Source organism: Streptomyces griseochromogenes, assembly GCF_001542625.1.
Taxonomy (GTDB): domain Bacteria; phylum Actinomycetota; class Actinomycetes; order Streptomycetales; family Streptomycetaceae; genus Streptomyces; species Streptomyces griseochromogenes.
On the sequence record NZ_CP016279.1, the window covers coordinates 4160502 to 4187406 of the forward strand.

Genomic DNA, 26905 nt, shown 5'->3' on the forward strand with positions numbered 1-26905 from the left:
ATGGCCGGATCTCCGCGCCCGCGAACGGTCACATTGCCCAAGAATGGGGCACGCGCTGAACACCCGAAGACGCGAGCAAGGCGATGCAGGGTGAGGTACGGACAAACTGGGGGGCGGGGAGTGATCCGGGTACTTCTGGTGCACGACGCATGTCTGGTGCGATCGGTTCTGGCCGAATGGCTGCGGCGGGCACCCGAGCTGCAGGTGGAGGACACACCGTGGCGCGCCGCGCCCTCGAAGGTGCGCTCCTCGTGCCCGGACGTGTGCGCGGCGGACCTGGAGTGCGGTGACGGGCACGGTGTGCCGCCGCTCGGCGAGCTGTTCCCGCCGGGTACGGCCGGCCGGCCCCCGGCACTCGTGGTGCTGGCCAGTGCGAACCGGCCCGGGCTGCTGAAGCAGGCGGCCGAGGCGGGGGCGCTCGGCTTCGTCGACAAGGCGGGCTCGCCGGACGCTCTGGTGCGGGCGATCCGCTGCGTCGCGGAGAGGGAACGTTTCGTCGATGCGTCGCTGGGCTTCGGCTTCCTCAAGGCGGCGCAGATGCCGTTGACCAGACGCGAGCTGAGCGTGCTGTCCCTGGCGGCCGCCGGGGAGTCCGTCGCGGAGATCGCCGGGAGCCTGCACCTGTCGCACGGCACCGTGCGCAACTACATGGCGGCGATCACCCGTAAGACCGGGGCGCGCAACCGCATCGACGCGATCCGGATATCGCGGGGGGAGGGGTGGGTGTGATCAACGGACCGGTGCGGCGGGCCGGGCCGGCCGGCCTCCGGCCAGGTCGCGGTACAGGGGCGAGGTCCGCAGCAGTTCGTCATGGGAGCCGCAGGCGGTGCGCGGGCCGTCCATCACCAGGACGCGGGCGGCGCGGCGGGCGGAGCTGACGCGGTGCGCGACGACCACCAGGGTGCCGCCCGGGCGCGCCGCGAACGCCCGCTCGGCGCGTGCCTCGGCCTCGGGGTCGAGATGGCAGGTCGCCTCGTCGAGCAGGGCGAGCGGCGCGGGTGAGAGATAGGCCCGGGCCAGCGCGATCAGCTGCCGCTCGCCCGCCGACAGGGCGGTCGGGTCGACCCTGCCCCCGGGGCCACCGAGCGCGCGCAGCAGCGGGGTCATCCCGACCGCCTCGGCGGCGGCCAGCAGCTCCGCCTCCGGTACCGGGTCCCGGCGCAGCAGGCCCAGATTCTCGGCGACGGTGCCGCTGTGGACGTACGCCTCCTGCGGGATCAGCACGCGGGAGGCGGCCGCCTGCGGCGAGGGCACGCTGTCTCCGCACACCCGGATGACCCCTTCCCGGGGTTCGAGCAGTCCGGCGACCAGCCCGGTGAGCGTCGACTTCCCGATCCCGCTCGGGCCCACGACGGCGAGATGACCGCCTACGGGGACGACGAGGTCGAGTCCGTCGAGGACGGGCTCACTGGCGGGACCGTAGGCGAAGGTGACGGAGGCGAGGGTGAGGGCGGGGGCGGCGGGTGGCGTCAGCCGTGTGTGAAGGCCGGGCGAGTCGTGTCGCTCCGGTGCGGCGTCCGGCTCGTCGTGCGCGCGTGTCGGACTTGGCGTCCCGGGCGGATCGGGTCGGACATCGGGGCGTGGCGCCCCGGACTCCGCCGCAGGGAGCAGACGGCGCAGGACCACGGTGAGGCGGGAACCGCTGGTGCCCAGGCCGTGGACGAGGTTCTGCAGGGCGGGGAGCAGGGACTGGGTGACGTAGGCGAGCGCGCCGACCAGAGCACCCGGGGTCACCCCGTGGCCCAGCAGCCAGGGCGCGGTGGCGAGCAGGAGGACCACGGGCAGCTCGCCGCCCACCGCCAGGGCGGCCACGCGGGCCACGCTCCAGCGGGCCAGGGCTCGGGCGGCCCACCGCTCCGCGTCGATCCGCTCCCCGGTGCCGGCCGCGACCCTCGCTTCCGCGCCGGCGGCGGTGACGTCCCGAAGGCCCTGGCACACGGCCCCCAGGTCCTCGGCGAGCGCTTCGTCGGCGGCGAGGAAGGCCTCCTGACGGCGGGCCAGCGGCCGCAGCGTCGCCGCGAACAGGCCCACCCCGGCCACCAGCGCGGGCAGGACGACCGCCAGCAGCAGCGGGGCCAGCGAGAACAGGCCGATCAGCGCGCCTGCGGCGGTGAACAGGAACGAGCGGGAGACCAGCACCAGGCCCGCGAGGGTGTCCCGGGCGATCTCCACCTGCTGGGTGAGCCCGGACAGCGTTCCGGAGTCCGCCTCCCGCACCCCGCGCCCGACCACCGCCGACACCAGGCGGTCCCGGACCGGTTCGACGAGTGCGGCGACCACGCCGTACACCCGCCCGGTCCCGAACGCCCCGGCGCCCACCGCGAGCCCGGCCGCCCCGAGCCACAGCAGACCCACCCGTGTGTTCCCGGCCAGGAACCCGGCGTCCATCGCCCGCGCCAGCGCGTACCCGGCCAGGAAGGTCTGCCCGGCCTCCAGGACGGACCAGACGCCGAGCCGCACCAGCACCCGCCACCGCGTCCGCAGGAACCGTACGGCCCGGTCTCGTACCGCCGGCGAGGACTCCCCGTCCCGGCCGGGCGCCCGGCGCGCGCTCACCCGCGGGCCTCCTCGCCGAACACCGCTCGGTACGCCGCGTCCCGCCACAGCTCGGCATGCGTGCCCACCGCCCTGACCCCGCCCCCGTCCAGCCAGGCGACCGTGTCGGCGCGGGCCGCCGTGGCCGTGCGGTGGGCGATCAGCAGTCGGGTGGGGCCCTCGCCCGGGGCCAGCAGGGACTCGGTGATCTGGTGCTCGGTGACCGTGTCGAGGCTGGAGAGGGCGTCGTCCAGGATCAGCAGACGGCCGCCGTGGGCGAAGGCGCGGGCGAGGCCGAGGCGTTGGGACTCCCCGCCGGAGCGGGGCGCCTCGGAGCACAGGGTGGCGTAGCCGTGGGGCAGACGGCGGACGTAGGCGTCGGCACGGGCCGCGGTGGCGGCCGACCGGATCCGGTCGGGCGGCGGCGAGGTGAGCCCGAACGCGATGGTGTCCTCGATGGTCGCGCCGAGCAGGGCGGGGCGTTCGAAGGCGTAGGAGACCGCGCCGCGCAGGTCCGCGTGGGCGACGGCGCGCAGCGGAACCCCGTCGAGCAGGACCTCGCCCGCGTCCGGGTCGGCGAGCCGCCCGGCGAGTTCGGCGAGCAGGGACTTGCCGGTGCCGGAGCGGCCGACCACGGCGAGGGTCGTGCCGCCGGGCACGATCAGGTCGACGCCGTCCAGGACGGTGCGCCGGCCCCGGCGGGCCGTCACACCCCGCAGCTCCAGCCGCCCCGGGCCGGGCGGCAGCTGCCGGGTGCCGAACCCGGGTGCCGGCTCGGACAGCACCTCGGTGAGCCGTGCGCTCGCCGCGCGGGCCCGGGAGAGCGCGGCCAGGTGGCCGACCAGCACGCCGACTCCCGTCGCGAGGACCGCGTACCGGGAAGCGGCCAGCACCTCGCCCACCGTGAGGCGGTGCCGGACGAGCAGCAGCCCGGCCACCGCGACCACGCCCAGGTTCAGCAGCGGTGCCACCGTGACGGCTTGCGCGGCGGCCCGCCCCTGCACCCGCCACATGCGGTGCCCGGCGCGGGACAGCTCGGGCAACGGTGCGAGGATCCGGGCCGCCTCCCGGTCCGCCACACCGGCGGCCCGGATCGTGCGGGAGCCGCCGACCGCCTCCGCGAGCGCGCCGGCGATCCGGCCCTGCACGCGCTGGTAGTCGGCCGCGCACGCCGACGTGTCCCGGGCGAAGGCACGCAGCAGCAGTGCCAGGACCGGCGCACCGGCGAGGAAAACGGCCGCCAGCCACGGGTCGATGAGGCCGAGCGCCAGCACGCCCCCGACCGGCCCGGCGAGCCCCGCGAGCAGCGCGGCCAGCGCACCCGGCGCCGTCCCGGCCTGCGCGGCGCCGCCGACCAGCCGCGCCACGAGATCCCCGGCGCCGAACCGGGCACCCGCGCGCGGGCCCACGGCCAGCACATGCCCGGTGACCCGGCCGCGCAGCCAGGCGGTCGCCCGGGCGTCGACGGTACCGGTGAGCACGCCAGCGCACCCGTCCAGCACCGCGAGCAGCAGCACCAGGCCCGCACAGCAGGCCACCCAGCGGGCGGCCGGGGCGTGGGCCAGCAGGAGGTCGAGGGTGCGGCCGAGCGCGGCGGGCAGCAGCAGTCCGGCGGCAGTGGCGGCCGCACTCACGGCGCACAGGGCCGCGCAGCGGGCACCGGCGTGCCGCAGCACGGCACGCGGCAGACGTGCGGGAGCGTCGGGCGGGGGCGTCATCGGCTGTGCCTCGCGTCGGATCGGACGGGAAGGCTCCGGACGTACCCCTCCCGCGCGGGGAGAGGGACGCCCGGAGCCATGGCCTCACCGGGCCGGTCAGAGACAGAGCAGAACGCTCGCCGCCGAGACGCAGGACAGCAGGCTCAGCGTGCTCGCGCCGGTGTGGGTGTGCTCGTCGGAGTCGAGGATCTGCAGGTCGAGAAGTGCCATGATCGGGTCCTTTCCCTATATCGGGGACGGGGGTTGTGATGTCACGACTCCGTCAGATCGCGGAGCCGCGTGTGAGGGCCGCCGGTGGCGGCGCGAGGAAGGGCAGGTGCGCGGTGCGCTCGGGGTCCAGGGCCGACGCGAGCGCGAGCAGGCAGCCCGCCGTTCCGGTGGCGAGGTCCATGGAGAGCCGCATCATCTGGTGCCCCGGGAAGGCGAGTTGGCCCTGGTAGGGCATGGCGAACCAGCCGAGCCCCGCGATCTGCCGCTCCAGCCGCTCCCGGGGCGCGGCGGTGCGGGCGAGGTGCAGGATCATCCCGGCGCGGCCCTGGAAGAGGCCGGGCTGCGCGTAGAAGCGGGAGGTGGCGGCGGTGAGGATGCCGGCCCGGGCCCGCTCGAACTCACCGGTGGCGTCGGCCGCGTGGGCGAACAGAGCCGACTCGCGGCCCTCGTCCGCCGCCCGGGCGAGCGAGGCGAATCTCCGGCCGTCGTCACCCGCCAGTGCCAGGTAGTCGTCGAGGACCAGTCCGATCCCCACGCTCCCGTCCCCGAGGTAGGGCAGCGTCCGCCAGCCCTCGTCCACCTCCAGGCCGCCGCCCGCCTCCTGGACGACACAGCAGCCGAGGTCGCGCCGGAGCGCCTCGGCCGCCGCCACCAGAAGCCGCGGCTCACCGGTCTGCGCGTAGCGGCGGAGCAGGAACAGCGCGGGGCCGCTCGCGCCGCGCAGCAGCCCGGCCCGCCGCCGGGGCGTGTCCGGGACCGGCTCGGCGAGGCGTCGTACGAGGATCTCGGCGGCCTCGGCGGCATGGGTGCGCAGCTCGGGCTCGCCGGTCGAGTCCGCGAGCCGGCCGAGGACCAGGCCGAGTCCGGCGAGGCCGCCGTGCAGGTCGGAGGAGAGGTTGCGCCAGTTCTCCCGCAGGATGCCGTCGATCAGGTCCAGCGCCCGCTGCCGGTGGCCGAGCCGGTCGAGGACCAGAGCGACGCCCGCGAGACCGTCGTACAGGCCGAGCGGCGTGCCGGGCGGGGGCGGGGCGGTGTGGTCCAGCAGCCAGCGCTCGCCCTCGTCGTACCGGCCGGCGCCGCAGTCCTCCAGCGCGTACAGCACCCCGGCCGCTCCATGGGCGAGCCCGAGGCCGCCGCCGTCGGAGAACTGGGCGATGTCGCCGGGGAAGAGCCGGTCCTCGCGCTCCGGGGTCGCGGAGGCGAGGATCGCCTTGACCATCGAGTCCCGGCTGTAGGGCCAGTCGCCCGGCACCACCAGGGGCGCGGAGGAGGGCCGGGCCTGCCCGCCCGCCGTGTTGCGGGTGATCTCGGCGACCGCCTCGTCCAGGAAGGCGCGCGGCACGCCCGGGAACTCCTCGGCGATCACATCCGCCAGATGGGCGGCCTTGTCCCGGTCCACCACGAAGAGCGTGGTCACGGGAAGGAACAGGGCGAGGCGCAGACAGGCCAGCGCGTACCGGTCGACGTCCTTGCCGCGGCGGTCCGGCGGGGCGAAGAAGCCGGGGTGGGCCACCGTCTGTCGGCCGTTGTCCGCGGCGGGGGCGGCCGCCTCGAAGTCGATGAGGTACACCGTCTCCTCGTCCGGCGCGACCATGACGTTGAAGACGTGCAGGTCGTTGAAGACCAGTCCGCGCGCGTGGACGGCCTCCACCGCCCGCTCCACGGCCCGGTGGATGCGCAGCGCCCACGCCGTGTACGCGGCGACCTTCGCCGGGTCGGGATCGGTGGTGAGCAGCGGATGCCGTTCGGCGAAGAACGAGTTGAGCGGGCGGCCCTCCAGGTGGTCCATCACCAGGAACCGGTGGTCGCCGAGGGCGAACCAGTCCCGCACCTCGGGCACCACCCCGGTCCCGGCGGCCCGCTCCAGAGCGGCCTTCTCCCGCTCCAGCCGGGTCACCGCGTCCGCCCCGTCGCCCGCGAGCCCCGCGTGCGGACGCCCCTCCTTCAGCACCACCCGGCGCCCGTCGCGGGTGTCCGTGCCGACGTACACCCCGCCGCCGTTGGAGAAGTGCAGCGCCTTCTCGATGCGGTACGGCAGCTCGCCCACCGTCGTGGTGTTGCGGGCCTCGAGATGCGGCCGCAGGAACTCCGGCAGCGTGACCCAGTCCGGCACCTGGAAGGACGGCGCTCTGCGGTCCGGTACCATGCGCCCCTCGCCGTCGGTCACCGCCGGGACCAGCGAGCCGCGCTCGTCGACGACGTACCGGCGCGCGAAGGCACCGTAGCGGACGTAGAGCGGACCCTCGCCCCAGCGCAGATCGGTCAGGATGTACGGCCCCTCGCAGCCCTCCAGCAGCGCGCCGAGCTCGCGCAGCACCCGGTGCAGCTCCTCCTCGCCCGCCGGATAGACGGTGACGAACTTTCCGCTGCTGTCGCGGCCCGCGTACTTGGCGTTGCGCAGGTGCAGCTGATGCGTCGACGGCACGAACTTGAACGGTATGCGGCGCGGCACGCAGTAGTCCCACACGGCCTCGGCGATCCGCTCCGCGTTCGCCGCGGTCGCCGAGGAGTGGATCTTCCAGCCCTGGGCGGGCGACGGGAGCGGCGCGCCGTTCTCGTCGAGCGGGGTCAGCATCAGCCAGTCGCCGGTGCGTGCCGCGTGCCAGCCGTCCGGTACCGGACGGCGCGCCGCCGTGAACTGCGGCGCCGGCTCGTTCCCGTCCGCCGAGAGCCGGTCGGGCGTGTCGTAGAAGTGCCGGTCGGCGAGCGCGTACACCTCGTACCGCTTGTCCATGCGCTTTGCGCCCCCCTCCGTCGCTGACCCGGTAGACACTCGCAGGAGGCGGTCCGTCGCGGACAGTAATGACTGTCATGAGATCACCGTGCGGAACGCATGGGTAAAGATGTGTTCGGCAGGTTTCGAGTCGACGCGCGCGCATGACGCCCGGAGCGCTCACGGGGGCTGCGCGGGCGGCTCATCCGCGCTGTAATGGCGAAGTGGCCAGTAAGGGTGCTGCGGTGGTGCGTGGAACGAGGACGGAGCGTGCCGAAGTCGCCCTCGAAACGGTCACGGCCGCGCCCGCCGCGCCCGACCGGCTGCGCCGCGTCCTCGAACAGGCGCTTGTGTTCGCGGTGGCGGCGTTCGCGGGCGTGTACACACCCGGCGACGACTCCTCGATGCTGTTCCTGGCCGAGTCGGCCGGCCTGCCCCGCACGCTGTACGGCCTCAGGGACGGTTATCCCGCCGTGGGCGGCTCCCCGGTCGCCGAGGTCCACCGCACCGGGCGGCCCCTCTGGCTCGGCCCGGACGAGCTGGCCGACTGCCCCGAGGCGCGCCGCACGCCCTCGGCGGACTTCTCCCTGGCCGTCCTGCCGCTCCGTCCGGCCGGCAGCGGCTGTCTCGTCGCCGTCGGCGAGCACCCGGGCGGCTTCGGCACCGACGACCGGGCCTGCCTGGAGCTGATCGCCCGGGCGATCGCCGTACCCGCGCACGTCGCCGCGGCCGCGGAGACCGGCGAGCTGCGGGCCGATGCCTTCAGCCTGGCCGTGGACACCGGCCGGGTCGAGGTCGGCGACGGGATCCTCGCGCTCTTCGGGATCGGCCGGGACGAGTTCGACGGCAGGGTGGAGACGCTGCTCGGCCTCACCGTGCCCGAGGACCTGCCCGCCCTGATGTCGGTGGTGGAGGCCGACCACATGACGATCGGCGACCGCGAGCTGGAGTTCCGCGTCCTGCAGGCCTCCGGCTCGCCCAAGTGGCTCCGGCTGCGCGGCCGGCTGCTGCCCGGCGGTGAGGGCCGCCCGGCCTGCCTCGTCGGCACCGTCGCGGACGCCTCCACCCTGCGCTCCGACATCACCGACGTGGCCCGTGTGCAGCGCCTGGCCGCCGCCCTCGCCATGGCCGGCACGGTCAACGACGTCGGCCAGGCCGTGGTCGCCGCCCTGCGCGAACCCCTGCGGGCCGACCGCATCGCCCTGGCCGAACTCGAGAACGAACGCCTCGTCGTCACCGTCCTCGACCCGCCCGAACCCGAGGCCTGGCCGGAGGTCTGGCGCACCGAGTGGCGCACCGAATGGCCCGACGCGCCGGTGCGCGCCATGCCGACCCTGGCCGCCGCCCTGCGCGCGGGCCGCGCCCGGATCTGGCCCGCCGGCTCCCCGCTGGAGCCCGCCCTCGCCGATGTGGGCCCCGGAGGCCTCGCCGTGCTGCCGCTGCCCGCGGGCGGCCGCATGGCCGGCGCCTGCCTGATCGGCTGGGACCGGCCGCACGACTTCGGAGCCGACGAACGCGCCCTGCTCACCGCCTGCGCGGGCCTGACGGGCCAGGCCCTCCTTCGCGCCCACGCCTTCGACGCCGAGCACGAGCTCGTCGGTATGCTCCAGCGCACCCTGCTGCCACGCCGCCTGCCCCGGCTGCCCGGCGCGGTCGCCGTCGCCCGCTATCTGCCCACCACCGCCGGACTGGAGGTGGGCGGCGACTGGTACGACGTGATCCCGCTGGCCGACAACCACGTGGCCTTCGTCATCGGTGACGTCCAGGGCCACAACGCGGGCGCCGCCACCCTGATGGGCCAGATGCGCACCGCCCTGCGCGCCTACGCGACCGAGGGCCACACTCCGGACGTGGTCGTCGCGCACGCCAACCGGCTGCTGCTGGAGATGGAGACCGACCTCTTCGCCACCTGCTGCTACGTCGACGCCGACATGGAGCAGGGCACCGCCTGGTGCGTGCGCGCCGGCCATCTGCCGCCCGTGCTGCGCCACCCGGACGGCTCCACCGAGATAGTGGCGGCCGAGGGCGGCCCGCCGCTCGGCGTGCTCGGCCAGGCCGAGTTCCCGATGACACCGCTCGGGCTCCGGCCCGGCACCGTTCTCGCGCTCACCACCGACGGCCTGGTGGAGTCCGCCGAGGTCGACATCGACGTCGGTCTCGACCGGCTCACCCGCGCCCTCGCCGCCGCCGACCCGGGCCATCTGGGCCAGGTCGCCGACGCCCTGCTCACCGGCGCCCACCGAAGCGACGACGTCGCCCTGCTGCTGATGCGCTACGACGGCATGGCCGTACGCCCGCTGCGCGAGACCTGGACCGTGTGGCGGCTGCCCGAAGCCGTCCGCCACGCCCGTCGCTTCACCCGGCGCACCCTGCGCGCCTGGTCGGTGTCGCCCGAGACCATCGACACGGCCCTGCTGATCGTCTCCGAGCTGGTCACCAACGCGCTCGTGCACACCGGCGGCCAGGTCCGCCTGGACCTCAGCCTGCTGAACCACCGGCTCCGGCTCGCCGTCGCCGACGCCTCTCCGCGCAGCCCCGTCAAGCCCACCCACATCGGCTGGGAGGCCACCGGAGGCCGCGGCATCCTGCTGGTGGAGGCGGTGTCGGCAGCCTGGGGAACCGTGCCGGTCAGCGGCGGCAAACAGGTCTGGGCGGAGATCGTCCCCGAGAGGTGACCCGCCACTCGGGTACCCGTCGGGGGCGCGCCCGGCAGGTCGGAGGGGCCCGCACGTTCCGCGTGCCTAGGGTCGGTTGGCGTGGCACACAGCTTCGAGGAACTGGTGGAGAAACAGCGCGCGGCCGAAACGGCGCACCGCACGGTAAAGGAACTGCGCGACACCTACGGGCCGCCCGCCGAGCGCGGGATGACCGGCGCCCAGTCCGGCACCTATGAGACGGCCCTGCGCGCCTGGCGGGATCTGGCGCGGGACGTGCAGACCGCCGTGAGCGACTACGCGAGGGAGACGGGCCGGCCGCGCGCCGAGGTGGAGGCCGAGGTGGAGCGGGCGGCGGCCACGGAGGACACATGAGCCGAGCGGGCCGCCGTGCCGAGCGGCTCGCGGACGCGGCGGACGCCCGGCTGCCCGTTCTGGAGGGCGGGGCACTGCTGCGCAAGGCGTTCCCCGAGCACTGGTCCTTCCTGCTCGGCGAGATCGCCCTCTACAGCCTCCTCGTGCTGATCCTGACCGGAGTGTGGCTGACCTTCTTCTTCCAGCCCGAGATGCGCGAGGTCGTCTACGACGGCCCCTACGCCCCGCTGCGGGGCGTGCTCATGTCGGCGGCCTTCGACTCCACGCTGCGCATCAGCTTCGACGTGCGCGGCGGACTGCTGATGCGGCAGGCCCACCACTGGGCCGCGCTCGTGTTCGTCGCCGCGATCGGCCTGCACATGCTGCGGATCTTCTTCACCGGCGCCTTCCGCCGGCCCCGCGAGCTGAACTGGGCGATCGGGCTCACCCTGTTCGTCCTCGCGCTCGCCGAGGGCTTCGCCGGCTACTCCCTCCCCGACGACCTGCTCTCCGGCACCGGCCTGCGCATCGCCCAGGGCATCATGCTCTCCCTCCCGGTGGTCGGCACATACGTGGCGTTCTTCGTCTTCGGCGGCCAGTACCCGGGCCACGACATCATCACCCGGCTCTATCCGATGCACATCCTGCTGCTGCCGGGCGCGCTCATCGCCCTGGTGACGGTGCATCTGATGCTGGTGTTCCACCTCAAGCACACCCAGTGGCGCGGACCCGGCCGCACCCAGCGCAACGTCCTCGGCAAGCCCCTCTTCCCGCACTTCACGGCCCTGTCCGCGGGCCTGTCGCTCACCATCTCCGGCGTGCTCGTGCTGCTGTCCGGCCTCGCCCAGATCAACCCGATCTGGAACTACGGCCCCTACCGCCCCGACGTGGTCTCCACCGGCTCCCAGCCCGACTGGTACGTCGGCTTCCTGGAAGGCGCCCTGCGGCTGGTGCCACCGTGGGAGACCGACGTCGCCGGACACATCCTCATGTGGAACGTGCTGCTCCCGGCCGTCGTCCTGCCCGGCCTGCTGTTCACCGTGCTCTACGCCTACCCGTTCGTGGAACAGCGCCTGACGGGGGAGTGGCACCGAGAGCAGCATCTGTGCGACCGGCCGCGCGAACGTCCCGTGCGCACCGGCCTCGGGGTGGCGGGCACCGTCTTCTACGCCGTGCTGCTGCTGGCCGGCGGCAACGACATCATCGCCCAGACCTTCCGCATCTCCCTCGACGCTCTCACCTGGACCTTGCGCGTCGCCCTCGTCGTGGCGCCCGTCCTCGCCTTCCTCCTGACCCGCTGGGTGTGCGGGGCGCTGACCGCGGCCGAGTGCGAGCGCCTCGCCGAGGGCGTGCCGACCGGCGACATCCGCCAGAGCCTCACCGGCGGCTACGGCAGCGACCACGAGCCCGTCGAGGAGTTCCGGCCCGGCGCACCGCGCAGGCCGCTCACCGGCTCGCGTACTGGAACACCAGACCGTACACACCACGCGCCAGAACACCCAGACCGATGAGGAACAGCCACAGCCCGTAGACCACACCGGTCGCCGTCACCGCGGAACCGAGCGCGGTGACGACGGGCCACAGGCTCTCGTCCGGGAAGAACGCCACCGGCCCGGCCCCCTCCGCCACCTCCGCGTCCGTACGGTCCTGGGCCCGTGCCCCCCTGCGCCGGTACTGGATCAGGCAGAAGAAGGCGACGAGCGCCGCCATCCCGAACGCGACGACCAGTGCCGTCGTGCCCGTCTCGTCCCCCGACCACATCCCGTACAGCGCCGCGGACCCGCCGAAGAACACCGCGACCCCGCCGAACAGCATCGCCTCCGCCTTCACCGCAGCCCCTCCTTCTGCGCGATCCGCACGACCTCGGGATGGTGCAGGTCGAAGGCCGGCGACTCCGACCGGATCCGGGGCAGCGCCAGGAAGTTGTGCCGCGGCGGCGGACAGGACGTCGCCCACTCCAGGCCGCGCCCCCACCCCCACGGGTCGTCCTCGGTGACCTTCTGGGCCTTCGCGGAGGTGAGCCAGACGTTGTAGAGGAACGGCAGGGTGGAGACGCCCAGCAGGAACGCCCCCACCGACGACAGGGTGTTGAGCGACGTGAACCCGTCCGAGGGCAGATAGTCCGCGTACCGGCGGGGCATCCCGGCCTCGCCCAGCCAGTGCTGCACCAGGAACGTCAGCTGGAACGCCGGGAAGAGCAGCCAGAAGTGCAGCTTGCCGAGCCGCTCGTCCAGCATCTTCCCGGTGAACTTCGGCCACCAGAAGTAGAACCCGGCGAACATCGCGAACACCACCGTGCCGAACAGCACATAGTGCAGATGCGCCACGATGAAGTACGAGTCGGTCAGATGGAAGTCCAGCGGCGGCGAGGCGATCAGCACCCCGCTCAGCCCGCCCAGCAGGAAGGACACCAGAAACCCCAGCGACCACAGCATCGGCGTCTCGAACGAGATCGACCCGTGGACCATCGTCCCGATCCACGCGAAGAACTTGATGCCCGTGGGCACCGCGATCAGGAACGACATGATGGAGAAGAACGGCAGCAGCACCGCGCCCGTCGCGAACATGTGGTGCGCCCACACCACCGCCGACAGCATGGTGATCGCGATCGTCGCCCCGATCATCGGCACATAGCCGAACAGCGGCTTGCGCGAGAAGACGGGCAGGATCTCCGAGACGATCCCGAAGAACGGCAGCGCCACGATGTACACCTCGGGATGCCCGAAGAACCAGAACAGGTGCTGCCACAGCAGCGCGCCCCCGTTCGCCGCGTCGAAGACGTGCGCCCCGAACTTCCGGTCCGCCTCCAGCACCAGCAGCGCCGCCGTGAGCACCGGGAACGCGGGCAGGATCAGGATCGAGGTGAAGAGCACGTTCCAGGTGAAGATCGGCATCCGGAACATCGTCATGCCCGGCGCGCGCAGGCACAGGATCGTCGCGATGAAGTTGACCGCGCCCAGCGTCGTCGACACACCGGCGACCACCAGGCCCATCGCCCACAGGTCACCGCCCGCGCCGGGGGAGAAGTAGGCACTGTTCAAAGGGGCGTAGGCGAACCAGCCGAAGGCGGCCGCCCCGCCCGGCACCAGGAACCCGGACACCACCATCAGCCCGCCGAACAGGTACATCCAGTACGACAGCGCGTTCAGCCGCGGGAAGGCCACGTCCGGCGCGCCGATCTGCAGCGGCATCACGGCGTTCGTGAACCCGGCGAACATCGGTGTCGCGAACAGCAGCATCATGATCGTGCCGTGGATGGTGAAGAACTGGTCGTAGCCCTGCTTGCTCAGGATCTGCAGCCCGGGCCGGGCCAGTTCGGCGCGCATGCCGAGCGCGAGCAGCCCGGCCAGCAGGAAGAAACAGAACGCCGTGACCATGTAGAGCCGGCCGATCACCTTGTGGTCGGTCGTGGAGACCCAGCGCAGAACGGCCCGGCCCGGGCGCGGGGCGGGAGCCGTGTAGCGTGCGACGACCTCGTGGGTGTCCGGCAATTCGGGTAGTTCCGTCATCGCCGGTGACGCTACTCCCCGTGACCGAGGGCCTGCCCGCGCCACGCCCGGCGCGGGCCGCCCCGGCCGGTCAGACGTGGGTCTTGGCCAGCAGCTCCAGGATCTCGGCCGTCGTGCCGCTCTCGCCGAGCCGCGGGAAGATCCGCTCGACGCTGCCCGCGTGCGCCTCGGGGTCGCTGTCGGCCATCGCGTCGGTGGCGAGGGTGACGTGATAGCCGTGGGCGTAGGCGTCACGGGCGGTGGACTCGACGCCGATGCTGGTGGAGATGCCGGTCAGCACGATCTGGGTGATGCCGCGGCGGCGCAGCTGGACGTCCAGATCGGTGCCGTGGAAGGCGCTCCAGTTGTGCTTGGTGACGCGGATGTCCCCCGGATGGCCGGACAGCTCGTCGACGACGACGTCCCATCCCTCCGGGAAGGCCAGGCCGCGGGCCTGGCGCTCGGTGCGGCCGGGCACGGCGTCCGCCCAGTCGGGCGCGAAGGACACCCGGACGAGGACCACGGGCAGGCCGCGGGAACGGAACGCGTCGGCGAGCGCGGCCGTACGGGACACGACGTCCGCGGCGGCGTGGGGCTGGGTGGGCATGCCCACGATGCCGTTCTGGAGGTCGATCGCGACCACCGCGGTGCGAGGGTCGAGAGTGGTGAGCGACATGGGTCGGTCAGGCCTTTCGAGGGGTGAGGGTGCCAGGTGATCGGTCGGGGCGGAGGAGGGCCGGGTGCGGTGGGGGCCTCGGCGTCACGGTCGCGAGAGCCTGTCCAGCAGCTCCAGCGCCGTCAGGACCGTCTGCCGCTCCTCCTCGGTGTAGCGGTCCTGGAAGGCGCGGGCCAGCCACTCCTCGCGCAGCTGCCGGTTGCCCTCGACCCGGGCCCGGCCGGCCTCGGTGAGGGTGACCAGCTGGCGGCGGCCGTCGTCGGGGTCGGGGGCGCGCCGGATCAGGTCGTGCTGCTCCAGGGCGGCCAGTGTGGTCGCCATCGACTGCGGCCGCACCCCTTCCGCGGCGGCCAGGGCGCTGGCCGTGGCCGCGCCGTGCTTGCCGACGAGAGTGAGCGCCGACTCCTGCGGCGGAGTCAGGTCGGAGTCCCGCGCGACCTCGCGGATACGACGCCGCAGCCGGCTGAACACCACACGCAGGTCGCGCGCCGCACGGCCGGCGGAGTCCGAGATGTGCACCATGCCGCAAGCCTAGGACCGGCAGGTGAAACTGTCCAGCCTGGGCTGTTCAGTCTTACCTGAATAATATCCCGGGTCGCGCGACCTTCCGGACTCCCTAGGCTGGTGCCGTGCGTCTGCTCCTGATGTCCGACACCCATCTCCCCAAGCGCGCCAAGCGGCTCCCGGAGGAGCTGCTCGCCGAACTCCCGCGCGCGGACGTCGTGTTCCACGCCGGCGACTGGGTCGACAGCGCCACCCTCGACCTGCTGGAGAGCCGCAGCCGCCGCCTGGTCGCCGTGTACGGCAACAACGACGGCCCCGAACTGCGCGCCCGGCTCCCCGAGGTGGCGTACGCCGACCTGGGCGGACTGCGCTTCGGCGTGGTGCACGAGACCGGCCCCGCGCAGGGCCGCGAGGCCCGCTGCGCCGCCCGCTTCCCCGACCTGGACGTGCTGGTCTTCGGCCACAGCCACATCCCCTGGGACACCGTCGCCCCCGGCGGGCTGCGGCTGCTCAACCCCGGCTCCCCGACCGACCGCCGCCGTCAGCCGCACCGCACCTACCTGACGGCGACCGTCGCCGACGGGGCGCTCGGTGATGTCACGCTGCGGCGTCTGCCCCAGCGGTAGCGGGCGTGTGACACGATGCGGCGATGATCTTCGACCACGGCATACCCGACGTCGTACCCGCCGGCCGCATGGCCGACCGCGATCAGCCCGTCCTCGCGCTGCCGGGCGGTCTGGAACTGCGGCCCTGGCGGACGGACGACGCCGACGCCGACGCGCTGCTCGCCGGCGGACAGGACCCCGCGATCCGGCAGTGGAACCTGTTCTCCGTCGGCAGCCGCGACGAGGCCGGGGCGCGGATCCGGCGCATGCACGAGCGATGGCGGGCCGAGACCGGCGCGGTCTGGGCGATCGCCCGGCCCGGCGGCCCGCCGCTCGGGCTCACCGGCCTCAACGCCGTCGACCTGGCGGGCGGCACCGCCGACATCATGTACTGGGTGCTGCCCGAGTCGCGCGGCGGCGGCATCGTCGTCGAGACGGCCCGGCGGGTCAGCCGGTGGGCCCTGGACGACCTGGGTCTGCACCGTCTGCGGCTGTGCCACGCGGTCGCCAACCCGGCGTCCTGCCGTGTCGCGGAGAAGGCCGGATACGCCTTCGAGGGCACCATGCGCTCCTCGCTGCTGCACGCCGACGGCTGGCACGACGAACACCTGCACGCCCTCGTGGCCGGGTGAGCCGACAGCCAGTGCCGGTTGGCACCCGTGGCCGGGGCCGATCTGCCGACGGCGTTCCTGTGCCGCACGGTGTGCCCCGTCCCGCGCCCGGAGCCGACGGCCGCCAGGGCGACTGACGATCGCCGGCGCGGCCGCCGGCCGGCCGCCGGTGTGGGACCGCTGCCCGCGCGGATGCCATGCCGTGGCTCTCGGTCCGGCGTGCCTGTATGCGGTCGCCGCGGTGTGCGCCCTCGCGCCGGTGCGGGGCTCCTGGCCGATCGGACGGCGGTGACGACCGCGTGTCTGCCGGGATCGGCGCGTCGACGGGTGCGGCCTGTCCCCGGGCCGGTCGCGCCCTCGCGGCGGAGCCGCATGCCGGCACAGCCCCGCGCCCCTTCTCGGTGTCACCGGCACCGGTTGGTGTGCCGCCCTCGTCCGCGCCGCAGCAGCCGTGCCGTCACCCCCGCCAGTACGGCGATCACCAACGCCACCGCCACCACCCGCTTGGCCACCGGCAGCCCGGCCGTGCGCAGGAGGTCGAGCGGCTCGGTCTCCTCGTGGACCGGCGGCACCGGCTGTGTGCGGTCGGCCCGCTCGGGCTCCTCGCCGGCGGACACGGGCCTCCCCATGGCCAGCCTGCCGGCCAGGCAGTCCGCGAACTGGCCCACCAGGCGGTCGCCGACCTCCGCCAGCACCCCGCGCCCGAACTGCGCCGGGCGGCCGGTCACCGTCAGGTCGGTCCGTACGGAGACCGCCGTGCCGCCGTCGCGCTCGCTCAGCGTGCCGGTCACCGTCGCCCTGGCCGTGCCCTGTCCCCGGGTCTCGCGGCCGCTCGCCGCGAGCACCATCCGGTGCGCCGACTCGTCCTGCTCCTCGAAGACCGCGGTGCCCCGGTAGGTCACGGTGACCGGCCCGACCTTGACCTTCACCGAGCCGGTCACGGTCGTGCCGTCGTACTCGTCCACCACCGCGCCCGGCAGACAGGGCGCGACGCGTTCGATGTCCAGCAGCGCGTGCCAGGCGTCGTCGACCGGGACGGGGACCGTGAACTCGTGGTGCAGTTCCATGGGTTCCTCCTCGCACTCACAAGACGGCGGGGTGGTGGATGGCCCCGGCGGTCGTGGTCAGGGGCGCGCCGGTGCCGCCCCAGCGCAGCGCGACGATCTCGGCCGCGACGGACACGGCGACCTCCTCGGGCGTACGGGCCCCGAGGTCGAGGCCGAGCGGCGAGCGCAGCCTGGCCAGGTCGGCCTCGGTGAGACCGGCCTCGGTCAGCCGCTCGCGCCGCTCGTCGTGGGTACGGCGGCTGCCCATCGCCCCGATGTAGGCGGCAGGCCTGCGCAGCGCCTCCTCCAGCAGCGGGACGTCGAACTTCGGGTCGTGGGTCAGGACGCAGATCACCGTGCGCTCGTCGGTGTCGGTGCCCTCGAGATAGCGGTGCGGCCATGCGACGACGACCTCGACCCCGGCCGGGAAACGCTTCGGCGTGGCGAAGACCGGGCGGGCGTCGCAGACGGTGACCCGGTAGCCGAGGAAGTCGCCGATGCGGGCCACCGCCGCCGCGTAGTCGATCGCGCCGAAGACCAGCATGCGCGGCGGTGGCGCGAACGACTCCAGGAACACCGTGACGGCGTCCTCGCGGCGCTCCCCGTGCGGCCCGTAGTGCCTCAGCACCGAGGCGCCGAGGGCGAGTTCGCCGCGCGCGTCCGCGGTGACCGCGACATCGAGGCCCCTCGCGCCGAGCGTCCCGGCACTGGTGTCCGGCCAGACGGCCATCGACGCCCCGCGCGGGGCGGGTCCTTCGACCACCGTGGCCGCGGTCACCGGCTCGCCCGCGGCGACGGACGCGGCGATCGCGCCGAAGGCCGGGTCGGTCTCGGGCGTCACGGGCCGCACCAGCAGCGTGATCTCGCCGCCGCAGGTGAGACCGACCGCGAACGCGTCCTCGTCGCTGTACCCGAAGGTCTCCAGGCGTGCCTCGCCGCTCGCCACCACCTCCTGCGCCAGCTCGAACACCGCGCCTTCCACACAGCCCCCGGAAACGCTCCCGACGACCTCGTCGTCGGGCCCCACCGCCATGGCGGCGCCCGGTCCGCGCGGCGCGCTGCGGCTGACCGCGACGACCGTGGCCAGACCGAACGGAATCCGGGCCTCGTACCAGCGCTCCAGCGCGGGCAGAATCTCACGCACGCTCCGCTCCCTTCCCGAAGGCCACGGGGACCTCGTCGGCCTCCGCGCCGCGCACCACCGCCGCGAGCCGCTCCAGTGCGGCGAGGCTGTGCCCCTCGACGAAGACGTCCACGCTGGGCAGGGCCGCCGCCATCCCGGCGGCCAGCGGCGCGTAGCCGGGGCGGGCCTTGCGCGGGTTGGCCCAGATCACCTGGTGCGCCAGCCCGTGCAGGCGGCGCATCTGCACGCCGAGCAGCTCCGGATCGCCGCGCTCCCAGCCGTCCGAGAGCAGGACGACGACCGCGCCGCGCGCCATGCCGCGCTGCCCCCAGCGGTTGAGGAACTCGCGCAGCAGCTCGCCGAGGCGGGTGCCGCCGCGCCAGTCCGGCACCGCGGCCGCCAGGGCGGCCATCGCCAGGTCCGGGTCGCGGTGCGAGAGCTCGCGGGTGGCCCGGGTCAGCCGGGTGCCGATGGTGAAGACCTCCGTGCGGCCCCCGCGCACCGCCGCGTGGGCGAACCGCAGCAGCGCGTCGGCGTACGGCGCCATCGAACCGCTCACGTCGACCAGGAGCACGACCCGCCGGGGCCGCCGCACGGGCGCGTGCCGCCGCAGCCGGGCCGGCTCCCCGCCGCGCCGCAGCAGCTCCCGTACGGTGCGCCGCGGGTCGACGTCCCCGCGCCGGGCGGGCCGTCGCCGCGCCGAGCGCCGGGTCTGCCCGTGCAGCGCGAAGGCCGCCAGCAGCCGGTTGAGCTGGGCCCGTTCGGCGGCGTCCAGCTCGCCGACGTCGCGGTGCCGCAGCACCTCGGCGGAGCTGGCGAGGGTCGAGGTGGGCGGCCCCAGGGGCTCGCTCTCACCGGGCGCACGCGCCCCGGCGGGCGCGTCCCGCATCACGAGCCGCATCCGGGGCGGGGGAGCGGCCCGTACCGGATGCCGGGCGGGCTCGCCGACGGGCCCGAAGTAGGCGGCGAACACCCGCTCGTAGCGCTCCAGGTCGTCGTGCCCGCCGCACAGCGTCGCCCGTCCCGCCCAGTACACGTCCGCCCGCACCCCGGGCCGCAGTACGTTCACGGCCCGCAGGAAGGCGTAGAGACGCTCGGTGCTCGCGTCGACCCCCGCCGCCCGCAGCGCCCGCACGAAGCCGACGAGCACGGCGTCCGCCGCCCCGGCGCCCGGCCCCGAAGGGCCGCGCGGAGGCCGGGCGCCGGTCCCCGCGGCACCGTTCCCCTCGCGTCCCTTCGCGCTCATCGCGGTCACGCTCCCCGGGCGGACAGGATCGCGGCGAGATCGAGCCCGCGCGCCCGGTCCGTGTCCTCGCGGTACTTCAGGACCGAACCCAACGTCGCCACGGCCAGGTCCGCGTCGACCTCGTTCGCCCCCAAGGCGGCCAGGGCCTCGGCCCAGTCGATCGTCTCGGCGACACCGGGCGGCTTGACCAGGTCGGCGCCCCGCAGGGCCTGCACCAGGGAGGTGACCTGCTCGGCCAGCCGCGCCGACACCCGCGGCAGCCTGCTGCGCACGATGGCCAGTTCGCGGGCGAAGGAGGGATGGTCGAACCAGTGGTAGAGGCACCGCCGCTTCAGCGCGTCGTGCACCTCCCGGGTCCGGTTCGAGGTGAGCACGACCACCGGCGGCCGATCGGCCCGCAGCGTGCCGATCTCCGGGATCGTGACCGAGTACTCGGACAGCAGCTCCAACAGGAACGCCTCGAACTCGTCGTCCGCCCGGTCGATCTCGTCGACGAGCAGGACCGACGGCTGTGTCCGCAGAGCCCGCAGCAGCGGCCGGGCGATCAGGAAGCGCTGGTCGTACAGCTCGCTCTCCAGGCGGTCCGCGTCCTGGACGCCGGCCGCCTCGGCGGCCCTCAGGTGCAGCAGCTGGCGTGGGAAGTCCCAGTCGTACAGGGCCTGCGAGGCGTCGATGCCCTCATGGCACTGCAGCCGGATCAGCGGCGCGCCGAGCGCCTCGGCCAGCGCGGCCGCGAGCGCGGTCTTGCCCACGCCCGCGTCGCCCTCGCAGAACAACGGCCGGTGCAGTCGCAGGGCCAGGAAGCAGGTGACGGCCAGCCCTTCGTCGACGAGGTATCCCGTCTCCTCCAGGCGGGCCCGCACCTGCTCCGGGTCGTCCATCCGGGTGATCGGCGCTCACCCCATTCCGGTGGCGGTCAGCACCGCCCGCTCGGTCAGCACCCGCACGAGGTGCTCCCGGTACTCGGGCGAGGCGGACAGGTCCCGCGACGGCCGGGTGCCCTCGGCCGCCGCCTCGGCGGCCCGAGCCACGGCCCCGGGCCCGTCGGCACCCGTCAGCGCCTCCTCGGCCGCCGTGGCCCGCAGCGGGGTCGCGCCCATGTTGGTGAGTCCGATGCGCGCCTCGGCGATGCCGCCGTCGGCGCGCCGCACCAGCGCCGCCACGCCGACGATCGCCCAGGCCTGGGCGACCCGGTGGAACTTCTCGTAGTGGAAGGTCCAGCCGTCCGTCTTCGGTACCCGCACCTCCACGAGGAGTTCGTCGGGCGTCAGTGCCGACTGGAGGTAGTCGACGAAGAAGTCCCGGGCCGGGATCGTGCGCCGCCCGTTCGGCCCGGCGGCGACCAGCTCACCGTCCAGGGCCAGCACCACGGCGGGCAGGTCCCCGGCCGGGTCGGCGTGCGCGAGCGAGCCGCCCAGGGTGCCCCGGTGCCGTACGGCGGGATCGGCGACCGTGGCGGTCGCGGCCGCCAGCAGACCGGCGTGCCGGCGCACCAGCGGGTCGCGGAGCACGTCGTGGTGCGTGGTCAGCGCGCCGATGACGAGCGTGTCGCCGTCCTCGCGGACCCCGCGCAGCTCCGGGATCCGGCCGACGTCCACGACCAGTTCCGGGAAGGCCAGCCGCAGCCGCAGCAGCGGCAGCAGACTCTGCCCGCCCGCCAGCACCTTCGCCTCCTCGCCCGCGTCGGCGAGCGCGCGCACCGCCTCGTCGACGCTGGCCGGACGGGCGTACTCGAATGCCGGGGGAATCATGCCGACGCCTCCTTCACCGCTCGCCACACCCGCTCGGGGGTGCAGGGCATCCGCACGTCGTGCACGCCCAGCGGCCTGAGCGCGTCCACGACGGCGTTGACCACGGCCGGCGTCGACGCGATGGTCCCGGCCTCGCCGACTCCCTTGACCCCCATGGAGTTCGAGGCGGCAGGCGTCTCCGTACGCCCGGTCACGAAGTCCGGCAGATCCGCCGCCGAGGGTACGAGGTAGTCGGCCATGGTGCCGGAGACCAGGTTGCCCTCGTCGTCGTAGACGGCCTCCTCGTACAGCGCCTGCGCGATGCCCTGTGCGAGGCCGCCGTGCACCTGCCCCTCGACGATCATCGGGTTGACGACCCGGCCGACGTCGTCGACGCAGACGTACGACCGGATGTGCGTCGCACCCGTCTCGGTGTCGACCTCGACCGCGCACAGGTGGGTGCCGTGCGGGTAGGAGAAGTTCTCCGGCTCGACCAGGGTCTCGGCGTTGATGGTCGGCTCGACGCCGTCGGGCAGGTCGTGCGAGGTGAACGTCTCGAAGGCGACCTCCTGGATGGTCCTGCGCGCCTCGGGGGAGCCCTTCACGGAGAACACGCCGTTCACGAACTCCAGGTCCTGCTCGCTGGCCTCCAGCAGGTGCGCGGCGACCTTCCGTGCCTTCTCCACCACCTTCGTCGCCGCCTGGTGCACGGCCTCGCCGCCGACGGCCAGCGACCGCGAGCCATAGGTGTCCATGCCCTGCGGCGCCGCCTGCGTGTCGCCGTGCAGGACCTCGACGTCATCGAAGGGCACGCCCAGCACGTCGGCCGCGATCTGGCTCCAGCAGGTCTCGTGCCCCTGCCCGTGCGGGCTGGTGCCGGTGACCACCTCGACCTTGCCGGTGGGCAGCATGCGGATGCTCGCCGCCTCCCAGCCGCCGGCCGCGTAGCGCAGATCCCTGAGCACCCGGCTCGGCGCGAGGCCGCACATCTCGGTGTACGTCGACACGCCGATGCCGAGGCGTACGGGGTCGCCGCGCTCGTTGCGCCTGTGCTGCTCGGCGCGCAGGTCGTCGTACCCGAACAGGGCCAGCGCCTTCTCGGTCGCCGCCTCGTAGTTGCCGCTGTCGTAGGTCAGCCCGGCGATCGAGGTGTACGGGAACTCCTCGTGCCGGATCCAGTTCCGGCGTCGCAACTCGACCGGGTCCAGGCCGACTTCGGCGGCCAGCTCGTCCATGATCCGCTCGATGGCGAACGTTGCCTCGGGGCGTCCGGCGCCGCGGTAGGCGTCGGTCGGGGTGCGGGTCGTGAAGACACCGGTGCAGGTGAAGTCGTAGGCGTCCATCTTGTAGATCCCCGGGTACATGAAGGCGCCGAGGATCGGGATGCCCGGGGTCACGAGCATCAGGTAGGCGCCCATGTCGGCGAGCAGGTCCACCTTCAGGCCGAGGAGCTTTCCGTCACGGGTGGCGGCGACCTCGACGTCCTGGATCATGCCGCGTCCGTGGTGGGTGGCGAGGTAGCCCTCCGAGCGGGACTCGGTCCATTTCACCGGGCGGCCGAGCCTGCGCGCGACCGCCAGCGCGATGGCCTCCTCGCCGTACACCTGGAGCTTGGAGCCGAAGCCACCGCCCACGTCCGGGGCGATCACCCGGAGCTTGTGCTCGGGGATCCCGGTGACCGTGGCCAGCATGATCCGCAGGATGTGCGGGATCTGGGTCGCCGAGTAGACCGTGTACTCCCCGGAGGCGGCGATCGGCGTGACGACGACCGCGCGCGGTTCCATGGCGTTGGGGATCAGCCGCTGCTGGTGGTACCGGCGCTTGAGCGTGACCTCGGCGCGCTGCCGTACGGACTCGAAGCTCTCGCCGGTGGCGAGCGGCCAGGTGTAGCAGCGGTTGGTGCCCTTGCCGGCGTGGACCAGCGGGGCGCCCTCGGCGAGCGCGGCCTCCAGGTCGAGGACAGGGGGCAGCGGGTCGTAGTCGACCTCGACGGCTTCCAGCGCGTCGGCGGCCGCATACCGGTCGCGGGCCACCACGACGGCCACCGGGTCGCCCGCGTGGCGGACCTCGTCCACCGCGACGGGCGGGTGGTCGGGCAGCACGATGTCCTCGGTCACCGGCCAGGCGCAGGGCAGCGAGCCAAGCCCCTCGGCGAGGTCGGCGCCGCTGAACGCCGCGACGACACCGGGGCGTTCGAGGGCGGGGGAGACGTCGACGCGGGTGACGCGGGCGTGGGCCATCGGGCTGCGCAGGACGGCGAGGTGCAGCAGTCCGGCGACCTGGATGTTGTCGGTCCAGTTGGTCTGGCCCGTGATCAGCCGGGCGTCCTCCTTGCGCAGCCGGGCGCGGCCGACCTCGTGTTCGACGGCCTGATCGGTCATGCCGTGACCTCCTCGCCGACCTGCTGCCCGGAGGCGGCGAGCACCGCGCGGACGATGTTCTGGTAGCCGGTGCACCGGCAGAGGTTGCCCTCCAGGGCCTGCCGGACCTCGTCGGAGGTGGGGTGCGGGTTCTCGCGCAGCAGATCGCGCGCTGCCATGATCATCCCCGGGGTGCAGTAGCCGCACTGCAGGCCGTGCCGCTCGTGGAAGGCGTGCTGGAGCGCCGTCCACTCGCCGTCCCGGGCCAGCCCCTGGACGGTGGTCACCTCGCATCCGTCCGCCTGCACGGCCAGCACCGAGCAGCTCTTGACGGTCGCCCCGTCCACGTCGACGGTGCATGCCCCGCAGTTCGAGGTGTCACAGCCGATCGGGGTGCCGGTCAGACCGAGGCGGTCGCGCAGGTAGTGGGCCAGGAGCAGACGGGGTTCCACGTCGTCCTCGTAGGCCGTGCCGTCCACCTTCACCTTGATGTGCGTCATGTGCCCTCCAGACCGTGCGGGCGGGATCGAGGGGAAAGCCAGGGGAAAGCAGGAGGCGAGTAGGAGAAATCGGTCATAGCTGGACGCTGTAGGTCACTCTATGGCCGCGCCCTGGAGGCGGCGAGTGCTGCTGCGGGATTTCGTTGACCGTTAATCCATTGCTGGCGCGGGGGCGGTGCTGCTGCACTGCTGCCGACCCGACGTCACACGGAGAGGACCAGAGATGCGCACTGCGTGCATGTCCACCCAGGAAGGAATCCCACCCATGCCGAAGGACATCACGCTCAGTGCATCTGCTCAATCTCGGAATTCTCGCGCACGTAGACGCCGGTAAGACCAGCCTGACCGAACGGCTGCTGTACACAGCCGGAGTGACCGACGAGCTCGGCAGCGTCGACGAGGGCAGCACCCGGACGGACACGCTGGCGCTGGAGCGCCGGCGCGGCATCACCATCAAGTCGGCGGTCGTGTCGTTCCCGCTCCGGGGAGTGACCGTCAATCTGATCGACACTCCGGGCCACCCTGACTTCATCGCCGAGGTGGAGCGGGTGCTCGGTGTGCTCGACGGCGCCGTCCTGGTCGTCTCGGCCGTCGAGGGCGTCCAGGCGCAGACCAGGATCCTCATGCGTGCCCTGCGCCGGCTGCGCATCCCCACCCTGATCTTCGTCAACAAGATCGACCGGCGGGGCGCCCGCGGCGAGGACGTGCTGCGCGAGATGGCGCGCAGGCTGGACGTGCCGCTCGTTCCCTTGGGGACGCCGGCAGGCCTCGGCACCCGTGCCGCCCGCTTCGTCCCGGGCCTCGGCCCGTCCGTCCTGGACGTGCTCGCCCACCACGACGACGACCTGCTCAGGGCGTATGTGGACGGTGGTGCCGCCGGTGTCTGTGACGACCGCCTGCGCACCGCCCTCGCCGCCCGGACCCGGCAGGCCCTGGTGCACCCGGTCGTCTTCGGCTCCGCCATCACCGGCGCCGGAGTGGACGAGCTGATCACCGGGATCGAGCGGCTGCTGCCCCGCGCGGACGGCGACCAGGACGGCCCGCTCTCCGGCACCGTGTTCAAGGTCGAGCGGGGCCCGGCCGGCGAGAAGATCGCCTACGCGCGGATCTACTCCGGCACCCTCCGGGTGCGCGACCGCATCCCCTTCGGGGACGGGCACGAGACCCTGTCCGGGGGCGGGCGGGAGACTTTTTCGGGGCCCGGGTGCGAGACCCCTTCCGAGGGTGGGTGCGGGGCGCTGTCCGAGGGTGGGTGCGAGAGCGCCTTCGGGGATGGGCGGGAGACTCTGTCCGGGTGCGGGCGGAAGAGTCTGTCGGGGCCCGGGTGCGGGTGCGAGACCCCTTGCGAGGGTGGGTGCGAGAGCTCTTCCGGGGATGGGCGGGAGACTCTGTCCGGGTATGGGTGCGAGACCCCTTCCGGGCGCGGGTGCGAGACCCCTTCCGGGGGCGGGCGGGACCTCCTGTCCAGGGGCGGTCGCGAGAAGCGCGGAGCTGGTCGCGAGGACCGTGGTGAACGTCTTCGGGCGCGCGGTTTCGGCCGTGGGGACGGTGGCGGTGGTCCGAAGGCGTGCCGGTCCGGCCAAGAGGACGGTGGCGCCGGTCGCCGGATGCGCGAGCCCGGCCGCGACAAGGGCGAGGGGCGTCGCCAGGAGGGCCGGGTCACCGCGCTCGCCGTCTTCGACGTCGGCACCGAGCTGCGGCAGGACGGCGTCGGGGCGGGCCGGATCGCCAAGGTGTGGGGCCTCGGCGGCATCCGGATCGGCGACGCGCTCGGCATGCCCGGCCGGGCCTGCGCGCACCACTTCGCGCCGCCGACCCTGGAGACCGTCGTCGTCCCGGGATCCGGCACGGACCGGCGGTCCCTGCACCTGGCCCTCACCCAGCTCGCCGAACAGGACCCGCTCATCGGCGTCCGCCACGACGAACTGCGGGGAGAGACCTCCGTCTCCCTGTACGGCGAGGTGCAGAAGGAGGTCGTCCAGGCCACCCTCGCCGAGGAGTTCGGTCTGGACGTGGGCTTCCGGGAGACCACCACCCTGTGCGTCGAACGGCCGGTCGGCACCGGATCGGCCGTGGAGTTCAACAAGAAGGACCCCAACCCCTTCCTCGCCACCGTCGGCCTGCGCGTCGATCCGGCCCCGCCCGGCTCGGGCGTGCGGTTCCGTCTGGAGGTGGAGCTGGGCTCCATGCCCTACGCCTTCTTCAAGGCCGTCGAGGACACCGTCCGCGAGACCCTCGGCCAGGGGCTGCGCGGCTGGCAGGTCACCGACTGCGTCATCACCATGACCCACTCCGGCTACTCGCCCCGCCAGAGCCACGCCCACCAGGGCTTCGACAAGAGCATGTCGAGCACCGGATACGACTTCCGGGGCCTTACCCCGCTCGTCCTGATCGAGGCGCTGCGCCGAGCGGGCACCCTGGTGCACGAGCCGATGCACCGCTTCCGCATCGAGGCCCCGGCGGACACGCTGGGTGCCCTGCTGCCGGTGCTCGTCCGGCTCGGCGCGGTGCCGGAGAGCGCCGACGCGCAGGGCCCGGCCGGTGTCCTGGAGGGTTCCGTGCCCGTCGCCCGGGTCCATGAGCTGGAGCAGCGGCTGCCCGGGCTCACCCGGGGCGAGGGTGAGATGGAGACCGCCTTCGACCGCTACGCACCGGTCACCCGGGGCCCGGCCCCCGAACGGCCGCGCACCGACCACAACCCGCTCGACCGGAAGGAGTACCTGCTGAACGTCACGCGCAGGGTGGGTGACTGAGGCATCGCTTCCCGCCGGCCCAGAATTTCTGACTGAGAGTCAACTTACTTAAGAGTCAGCAGTATTGACGCTGTCCGGA

The 26905-nt window shown here is 73.7% G+C and carries 22 protein-coding genes; 7 read left to right on the forward strand and 15 right to left on the reverse strand.

The features are described 5' to 3' along the window. Nucleotides 1-120: 120 nt before the first annotated feature. Nucleotides 121-729, forward strand: coding sequence for a response regulator transcription factor (locus AVL59_RS17620; RefSeq protein WP_067305241.1), 609 nt, complete (start codon nucleotides 121-123; stop codon nucleotides 727-729). Here the strand turns inward: AVL59_RS17620 and AVL59_RS17625 are convergent, their stop codons facing one another. The 4 genes from AVL59_RS17625 to lanKC all read right to left on the reverse strand — a co-directional run bounded on the left by AVL59_RS17625 (nucleotide 730) and on the right by lanKC (nucleotide 7197). Continuing rightward, nucleotides 730-2556 (reverse strand): ATP-binding cassette domain-containing protein, encoded by a 1827-nt coding sequence (locus tag AVL59_RS17625; protein ID WP_237281534.1) that lies wholly within the window; start codon nucleotides 2554-2556, stop codon nucleotides 730-732. Further along, nucleotides 2553-4253: an ATP-binding cassette domain-containing protein gene (locus AVL59_RS17630; protein ID WP_067305244.1), complete on the reverse strand. Its 1701-nt coding sequence runs from the start codon at nucleotides 4251-4253 to the stop codon at nucleotides 2553-2555. Before AVL59_RS17630 ends, AVL59_RS17625 begins: the two co-directional genes overlap by 4 nt. Nucleotides 4254-4349: 96 nt before the next feature. Continuing rightward, entirely contained in the window at nucleotides 4350-4463 is a 114-nt protein-coding gene (locus AVL59_RS17635; protein ID WP_067305247.1) for a SapB/AmfS family lanthipeptide, read from the reverse strand. A gap of 52 nt (nucleotides 4464-4515) precedes the next feature. Next, nucleotides 4516-7197, reverse strand: coding sequence for a class III lanthionine synthetase LanKC (lanKC, locus tag AVL59_RS17640; RefSeq protein ID WP_067305250.1), 2682 nt, complete (start codon nucleotides 7195-7197; stop codon nucleotides 4516-4518). Nucleotides 7198-7340: 143 nt separating this feature from the next. Here lanKC and AVL59_RS17645 point away from each other — a divergent pair, with 143 nt between their 5' ends. From AVL59_RS17645 to qcrB, 3 genes are all read left to right on the forward strand, one after another. After that, the gene (locus tag AVL59_RS17645; protein WP_079146754.1) at nucleotides 7341-9851 is read left to right on the forward strand and encodes a SpoIIE family protein phosphatase; all 2511 of its coding nucleotides are present in this window, start codon (nucleotides 7341-7343) and stop codon (nucleotides 9849-9851) included. Between the two features lie 81 nt (nucleotides 9852-9932). Then, nucleotides 9933-10205: a hypothetical protein gene (locus tag AVL59_RS17650; protein ID WP_067305255.1), complete on the forward strand. Its 273-nt coding sequence runs from the start codon at nucleotides 9933-9935 to the stop codon at nucleotides 10203-10205. Continuing rightward, the gene (gene qcrB, locus AVL59_RS17655) at nucleotides 10202-11695 is read left to right on the forward strand and encodes a cytochrome bc1 complex cytochrome b subunit (protein WP_079146755.1); all 1494 of its coding nucleotides are present in this window, start codon (nucleotides 10202-10204) and stop codon (nucleotides 11693-11695) included. Before AVL59_RS17650 ends, qcrB begins: the two co-directional genes overlap by 4 nt. On the opposite strand, the gene ctaF is transcribed toward qcrB, so the two are convergent. The 4 genes from ctaF to AVL59_RS17675 form a co-directional block, all read right to left on the reverse strand. Then, nucleotides 11631-12014, reverse strand: coding sequence for an aa3-type cytochrome oxidase subunit IV (gene ctaF / locus AVL59_RS17660; protein WP_067305257.1), 384 nt, complete (start codon nucleotides 12012-12014; stop codon nucleotides 11631-11633). The genes qcrB and ctaF overlap by 65 nt on opposite strands. Beyond that, the gene (ctaD, locus tag AVL59_RS17665; RefSeq protein ID WP_079146756.1) at nucleotides 12011-13693 is read right to left on the reverse strand and encodes an aa3-type cytochrome oxidase subunit I; all 1683 of its coding nucleotides are present in this window, start codon (nucleotides 13691-13693) and stop codon (nucleotides 12011-12013) included. The genes ctaF and ctaD overlap by 4 nt, the downstream gene beginning before the upstream one ends. Before the next feature lie 70 nt (nucleotides 13694-13763). Continuing rightward, on the reverse strand, nucleotides 13764-14348 hold the full coding sequence (locus AVL59_RS17670; protein ID WP_067305261.1) for a hydrolase: 585 nt from the start codon (nucleotides 14346-14348) through the stop codon (nucleotides 13764-13766). 84 nt (nucleotides 14349-14432) lie between these two features. After that, on the reverse strand, nucleotides 14433-14870 hold the full coding sequence (locus AVL59_RS17675; RefSeq protein WP_067305264.1) for a MarR family winged helix-turn-helix transcriptional regulator: 438 nt from the start codon (nucleotides 14868-14870) through the stop codon (nucleotides 14433-14435). Nucleotides 14871-14977: 107 nt separating this feature from the next. On the opposite strand from AVL59_RS17675, the gene AVL59_RS17680 reads away from it, so the two are divergent. Together AVL59_RS17680 and AVL59_RS17685 are read left to right on the forward strand one after the other, a co-directional pair. After that, nucleotides 14978-15478 carry a metallophosphoesterase family protein gene (locus AVL59_RS17680; protein WP_067305266.1) on the forward strand — a complete coding sequence of 167 codons (501 nt, stop codon included), beginning with the start codon at nucleotides 14978-14980 and terminating at the stop codon, nucleotides 15476-15478. Nucleotides 15479-15501: 23 nt separating this feature from the next. Next, nucleotides 15502-16089, forward strand: a complete 588-nt coding sequence (locus tag AVL59_RS17685) for a GNAT family N-acetyltransferase (protein ID WP_067305269.1) — start codon at nucleotides 15502-15504, stop codon at nucleotides 16087-16089. A 383-nt stretch (nucleotides 16090-16472) separates the two neighbouring features. On the opposite strand, the gene AVL59_RS17690 is transcribed toward AVL59_RS17685, so the two are convergent. Genes AVL59_RS17690 through AVL59_RS17720 form a run of 7 tightly spaced genes read right to left on the reverse strand, consistent with a single transcriptional unit; the run spans nucleotide 16473 to nucleotide 24073 of the window. Beyond that, the gene (locus AVL59_RS17690) at nucleotides 16473-17135 is read right to left on the reverse strand and encodes an SRPBCC family protein (protein ID WP_067305271.1); all 663 of its coding nucleotides are present in this window, start codon (nucleotides 17133-17135) and stop codon (nucleotides 16473-16475) included. 16 nt (nucleotides 17136-17151) lie between these two features. Continuing rightward, nucleotides 17152-18258, reverse strand: coding sequence for an XdhC family protein (locus AVL59_RS17695; protein WP_067305273.1), 1107 nt, complete (start codon nucleotides 18256-18258; stop codon nucleotides 17152-17154). Next, the gene (locus AVL59_RS17700; RefSeq protein WP_079146757.1) at nucleotides 18251-19483 is read right to left on the reverse strand and encodes a vWA domain-containing protein; all 1233 of its coding nucleotides are present in this window, start codon (nucleotides 19481-19483) and stop codon (nucleotides 18251-18253) included. Before AVL59_RS17700 ends, AVL59_RS17695 begins: the two co-directional genes overlap by 8 nt. A gap of 5 nt (nucleotides 19484-19488) precedes the next feature. Then, complete coding sequence (locus AVL59_RS17705; RefSeq protein ID WP_067305276.1) at nucleotides 19489-20364, reverse strand: AAA family ATPase; 876 nt, start codon at nucleotides 20362-20364, stop codon at nucleotides 19489-19491. 15 nt (nucleotides 20365-20379) lie between these two features. Next, on the reverse strand, nucleotides 20380-21234 hold the full coding sequence (locus AVL59_RS17710) for an FAD binding domain-containing protein (protein ID WP_067305279.1): 855 nt from the start codon (nucleotides 21232-21234) through the stop codon (nucleotides 20380-20382). Continuing rightward, nucleotides 21231-23594 carry a xanthine dehydrogenase family protein molybdopterin-binding subunit gene (locus tag AVL59_RS17715; RefSeq protein WP_067305280.1) on the reverse strand — a complete coding sequence of 788 codons (2364 nt, stop codon included), beginning with the start codon at nucleotides 23592-23594 and terminating at the stop codon, nucleotides 21231-21233. The genes AVL59_RS17710 and AVL59_RS17715 overlap by 4 nt, the downstream gene beginning before the upstream one ends. After that, nucleotides 23591-24073: a (2Fe-2S)-binding protein gene (locus AVL59_RS17720; protein ID WP_067305283.1), complete on the reverse strand. Its 483-nt coding sequence runs from the start codon at nucleotides 24071-24073 to the stop codon at nucleotides 23591-23593. The genes AVL59_RS17715 and AVL59_RS17720 overlap by 4 nt, the downstream gene beginning before the upstream one ends. A 287-nt stretch (nucleotides 24074-24360) precedes the next feature. Here AVL59_RS17720 and AVL59_RS54340 point away from each other — a divergent pair, with 287 nt between their 5' ends. Continuing rightward, nucleotides 24361-26826 (forward strand): GTP-binding protein, encoded by a 2466-nt coding sequence (locus tag AVL59_RS54340; RefSeq protein WP_237281535.1) that lies wholly within the window; start codon nucleotides 24361-24363, stop codon nucleotides 26824-26826. Nucleotides 26827-26905 lie beyond the last annotated feature (79 nt).

Bases quoted from the DNA above. Each gene is read 5' to 3' on its own strand.
- AVL59_RS17710 (WP_067305279.1), bottom strand. From the start codon at position 21,234: ATGATTCCCCCGGCATTCGAGTACGCCCGTCCGGCCAGCGTCGACGAG.
- AVL59_RS17635 (WP_067305247.1), bottom strand. From the start codon at position 4,463: ATGGCACTTCTCGACCTGCAGATCCTCGACTCCGACGAGCACACCCAC.
- AVL59_RS17670 (WP_067305261.1), bottom strand. From the start codon at position 14,348: ATGTCGCTCACCACTCTCGACCCTCGCACCGCGGTGGTCGCGATCGAC.
- AVL59_RS17630 (WP_067305244.1), bottom strand. From the start codon at position 4,253: ATGACGCCCCCGCCCGACGCTCCCGCACGTCTGCCGCGTGCCGTGCTG.
- qcrB (WP_079146755.1), top strand. From the start codon at position 10,202: ATGAGCCGAGCGGGCCGCCGTGCCGAGCGGCTCGCGGACGCGGCGGAC.
- AVL59_RS17720 (WP_067305283.1), bottom strand. From the start codon at position 24,073: ATGACGCACATCAAGGTGAAGGTGGACGGCACGGCCTACGAGGACGAC.
- lanKC (WP_067305250.1), bottom strand. From the start codon at position 7,197: ATGGACAAGCGGTACGAGGTGTACGCGCTCGCCGACCGGCACTTCTAC.
- AVL59_RS17685 (WP_067305269.1), top strand. From the start codon at position 15,502: ATGATCTTCGACCACGGCATACCCGACGTCGTACCCGCCGGCCGCATG.
- AVL59_RS17690 (WP_067305271.1), bottom strand. From the start codon at position 17,135: ATGGAACTGCACCACGAGTTCACGGTCCCCGTCCCGGTCGACGACGCC.
- AVL59_RS17645 (WP_079146754.1), top strand. From the start codon at position 7,341: ATGACGCCCGGAGCGCTCACGGGGGCTGCGCGGGCGGCTCATCCGCGC.
- AVL59_RS17705 (WP_067305276.1), bottom strand. From the start codon at position 20,364: ATGGACGACCCGGAGCAGGTGCGGGCCCGCCTGGAGGAGACGGGATAC.
- AVL59_RS17675 (WP_067305264.1), bottom strand. From the start codon at position 14,870: ATGGTGCACATCTCGGACTCCGCCGGCCGTGCGGCGCGCGACCTGCGT.
- ctaD (WP_079146756.1), bottom strand. From the start codon at position 13,693: ATGACGGAACTACCCGAATTGCCGGACACCCACGAGGTCGTCGCACGC.
- AVL59_RS17700 (WP_079146757.1), bottom strand. From the start codon at position 19,483: ATGAGCGCGAAGGGACGCGAGGGGAACGGTGCCGCGGGGACCGGCGCC.
- AVL59_RS17715 (WP_067305280.1), bottom strand. From the start codon at position 23,594: ATGACCGATCAGGCCGTCGAACACGAGGTCGGCCGCGCCCGGCTGCGC.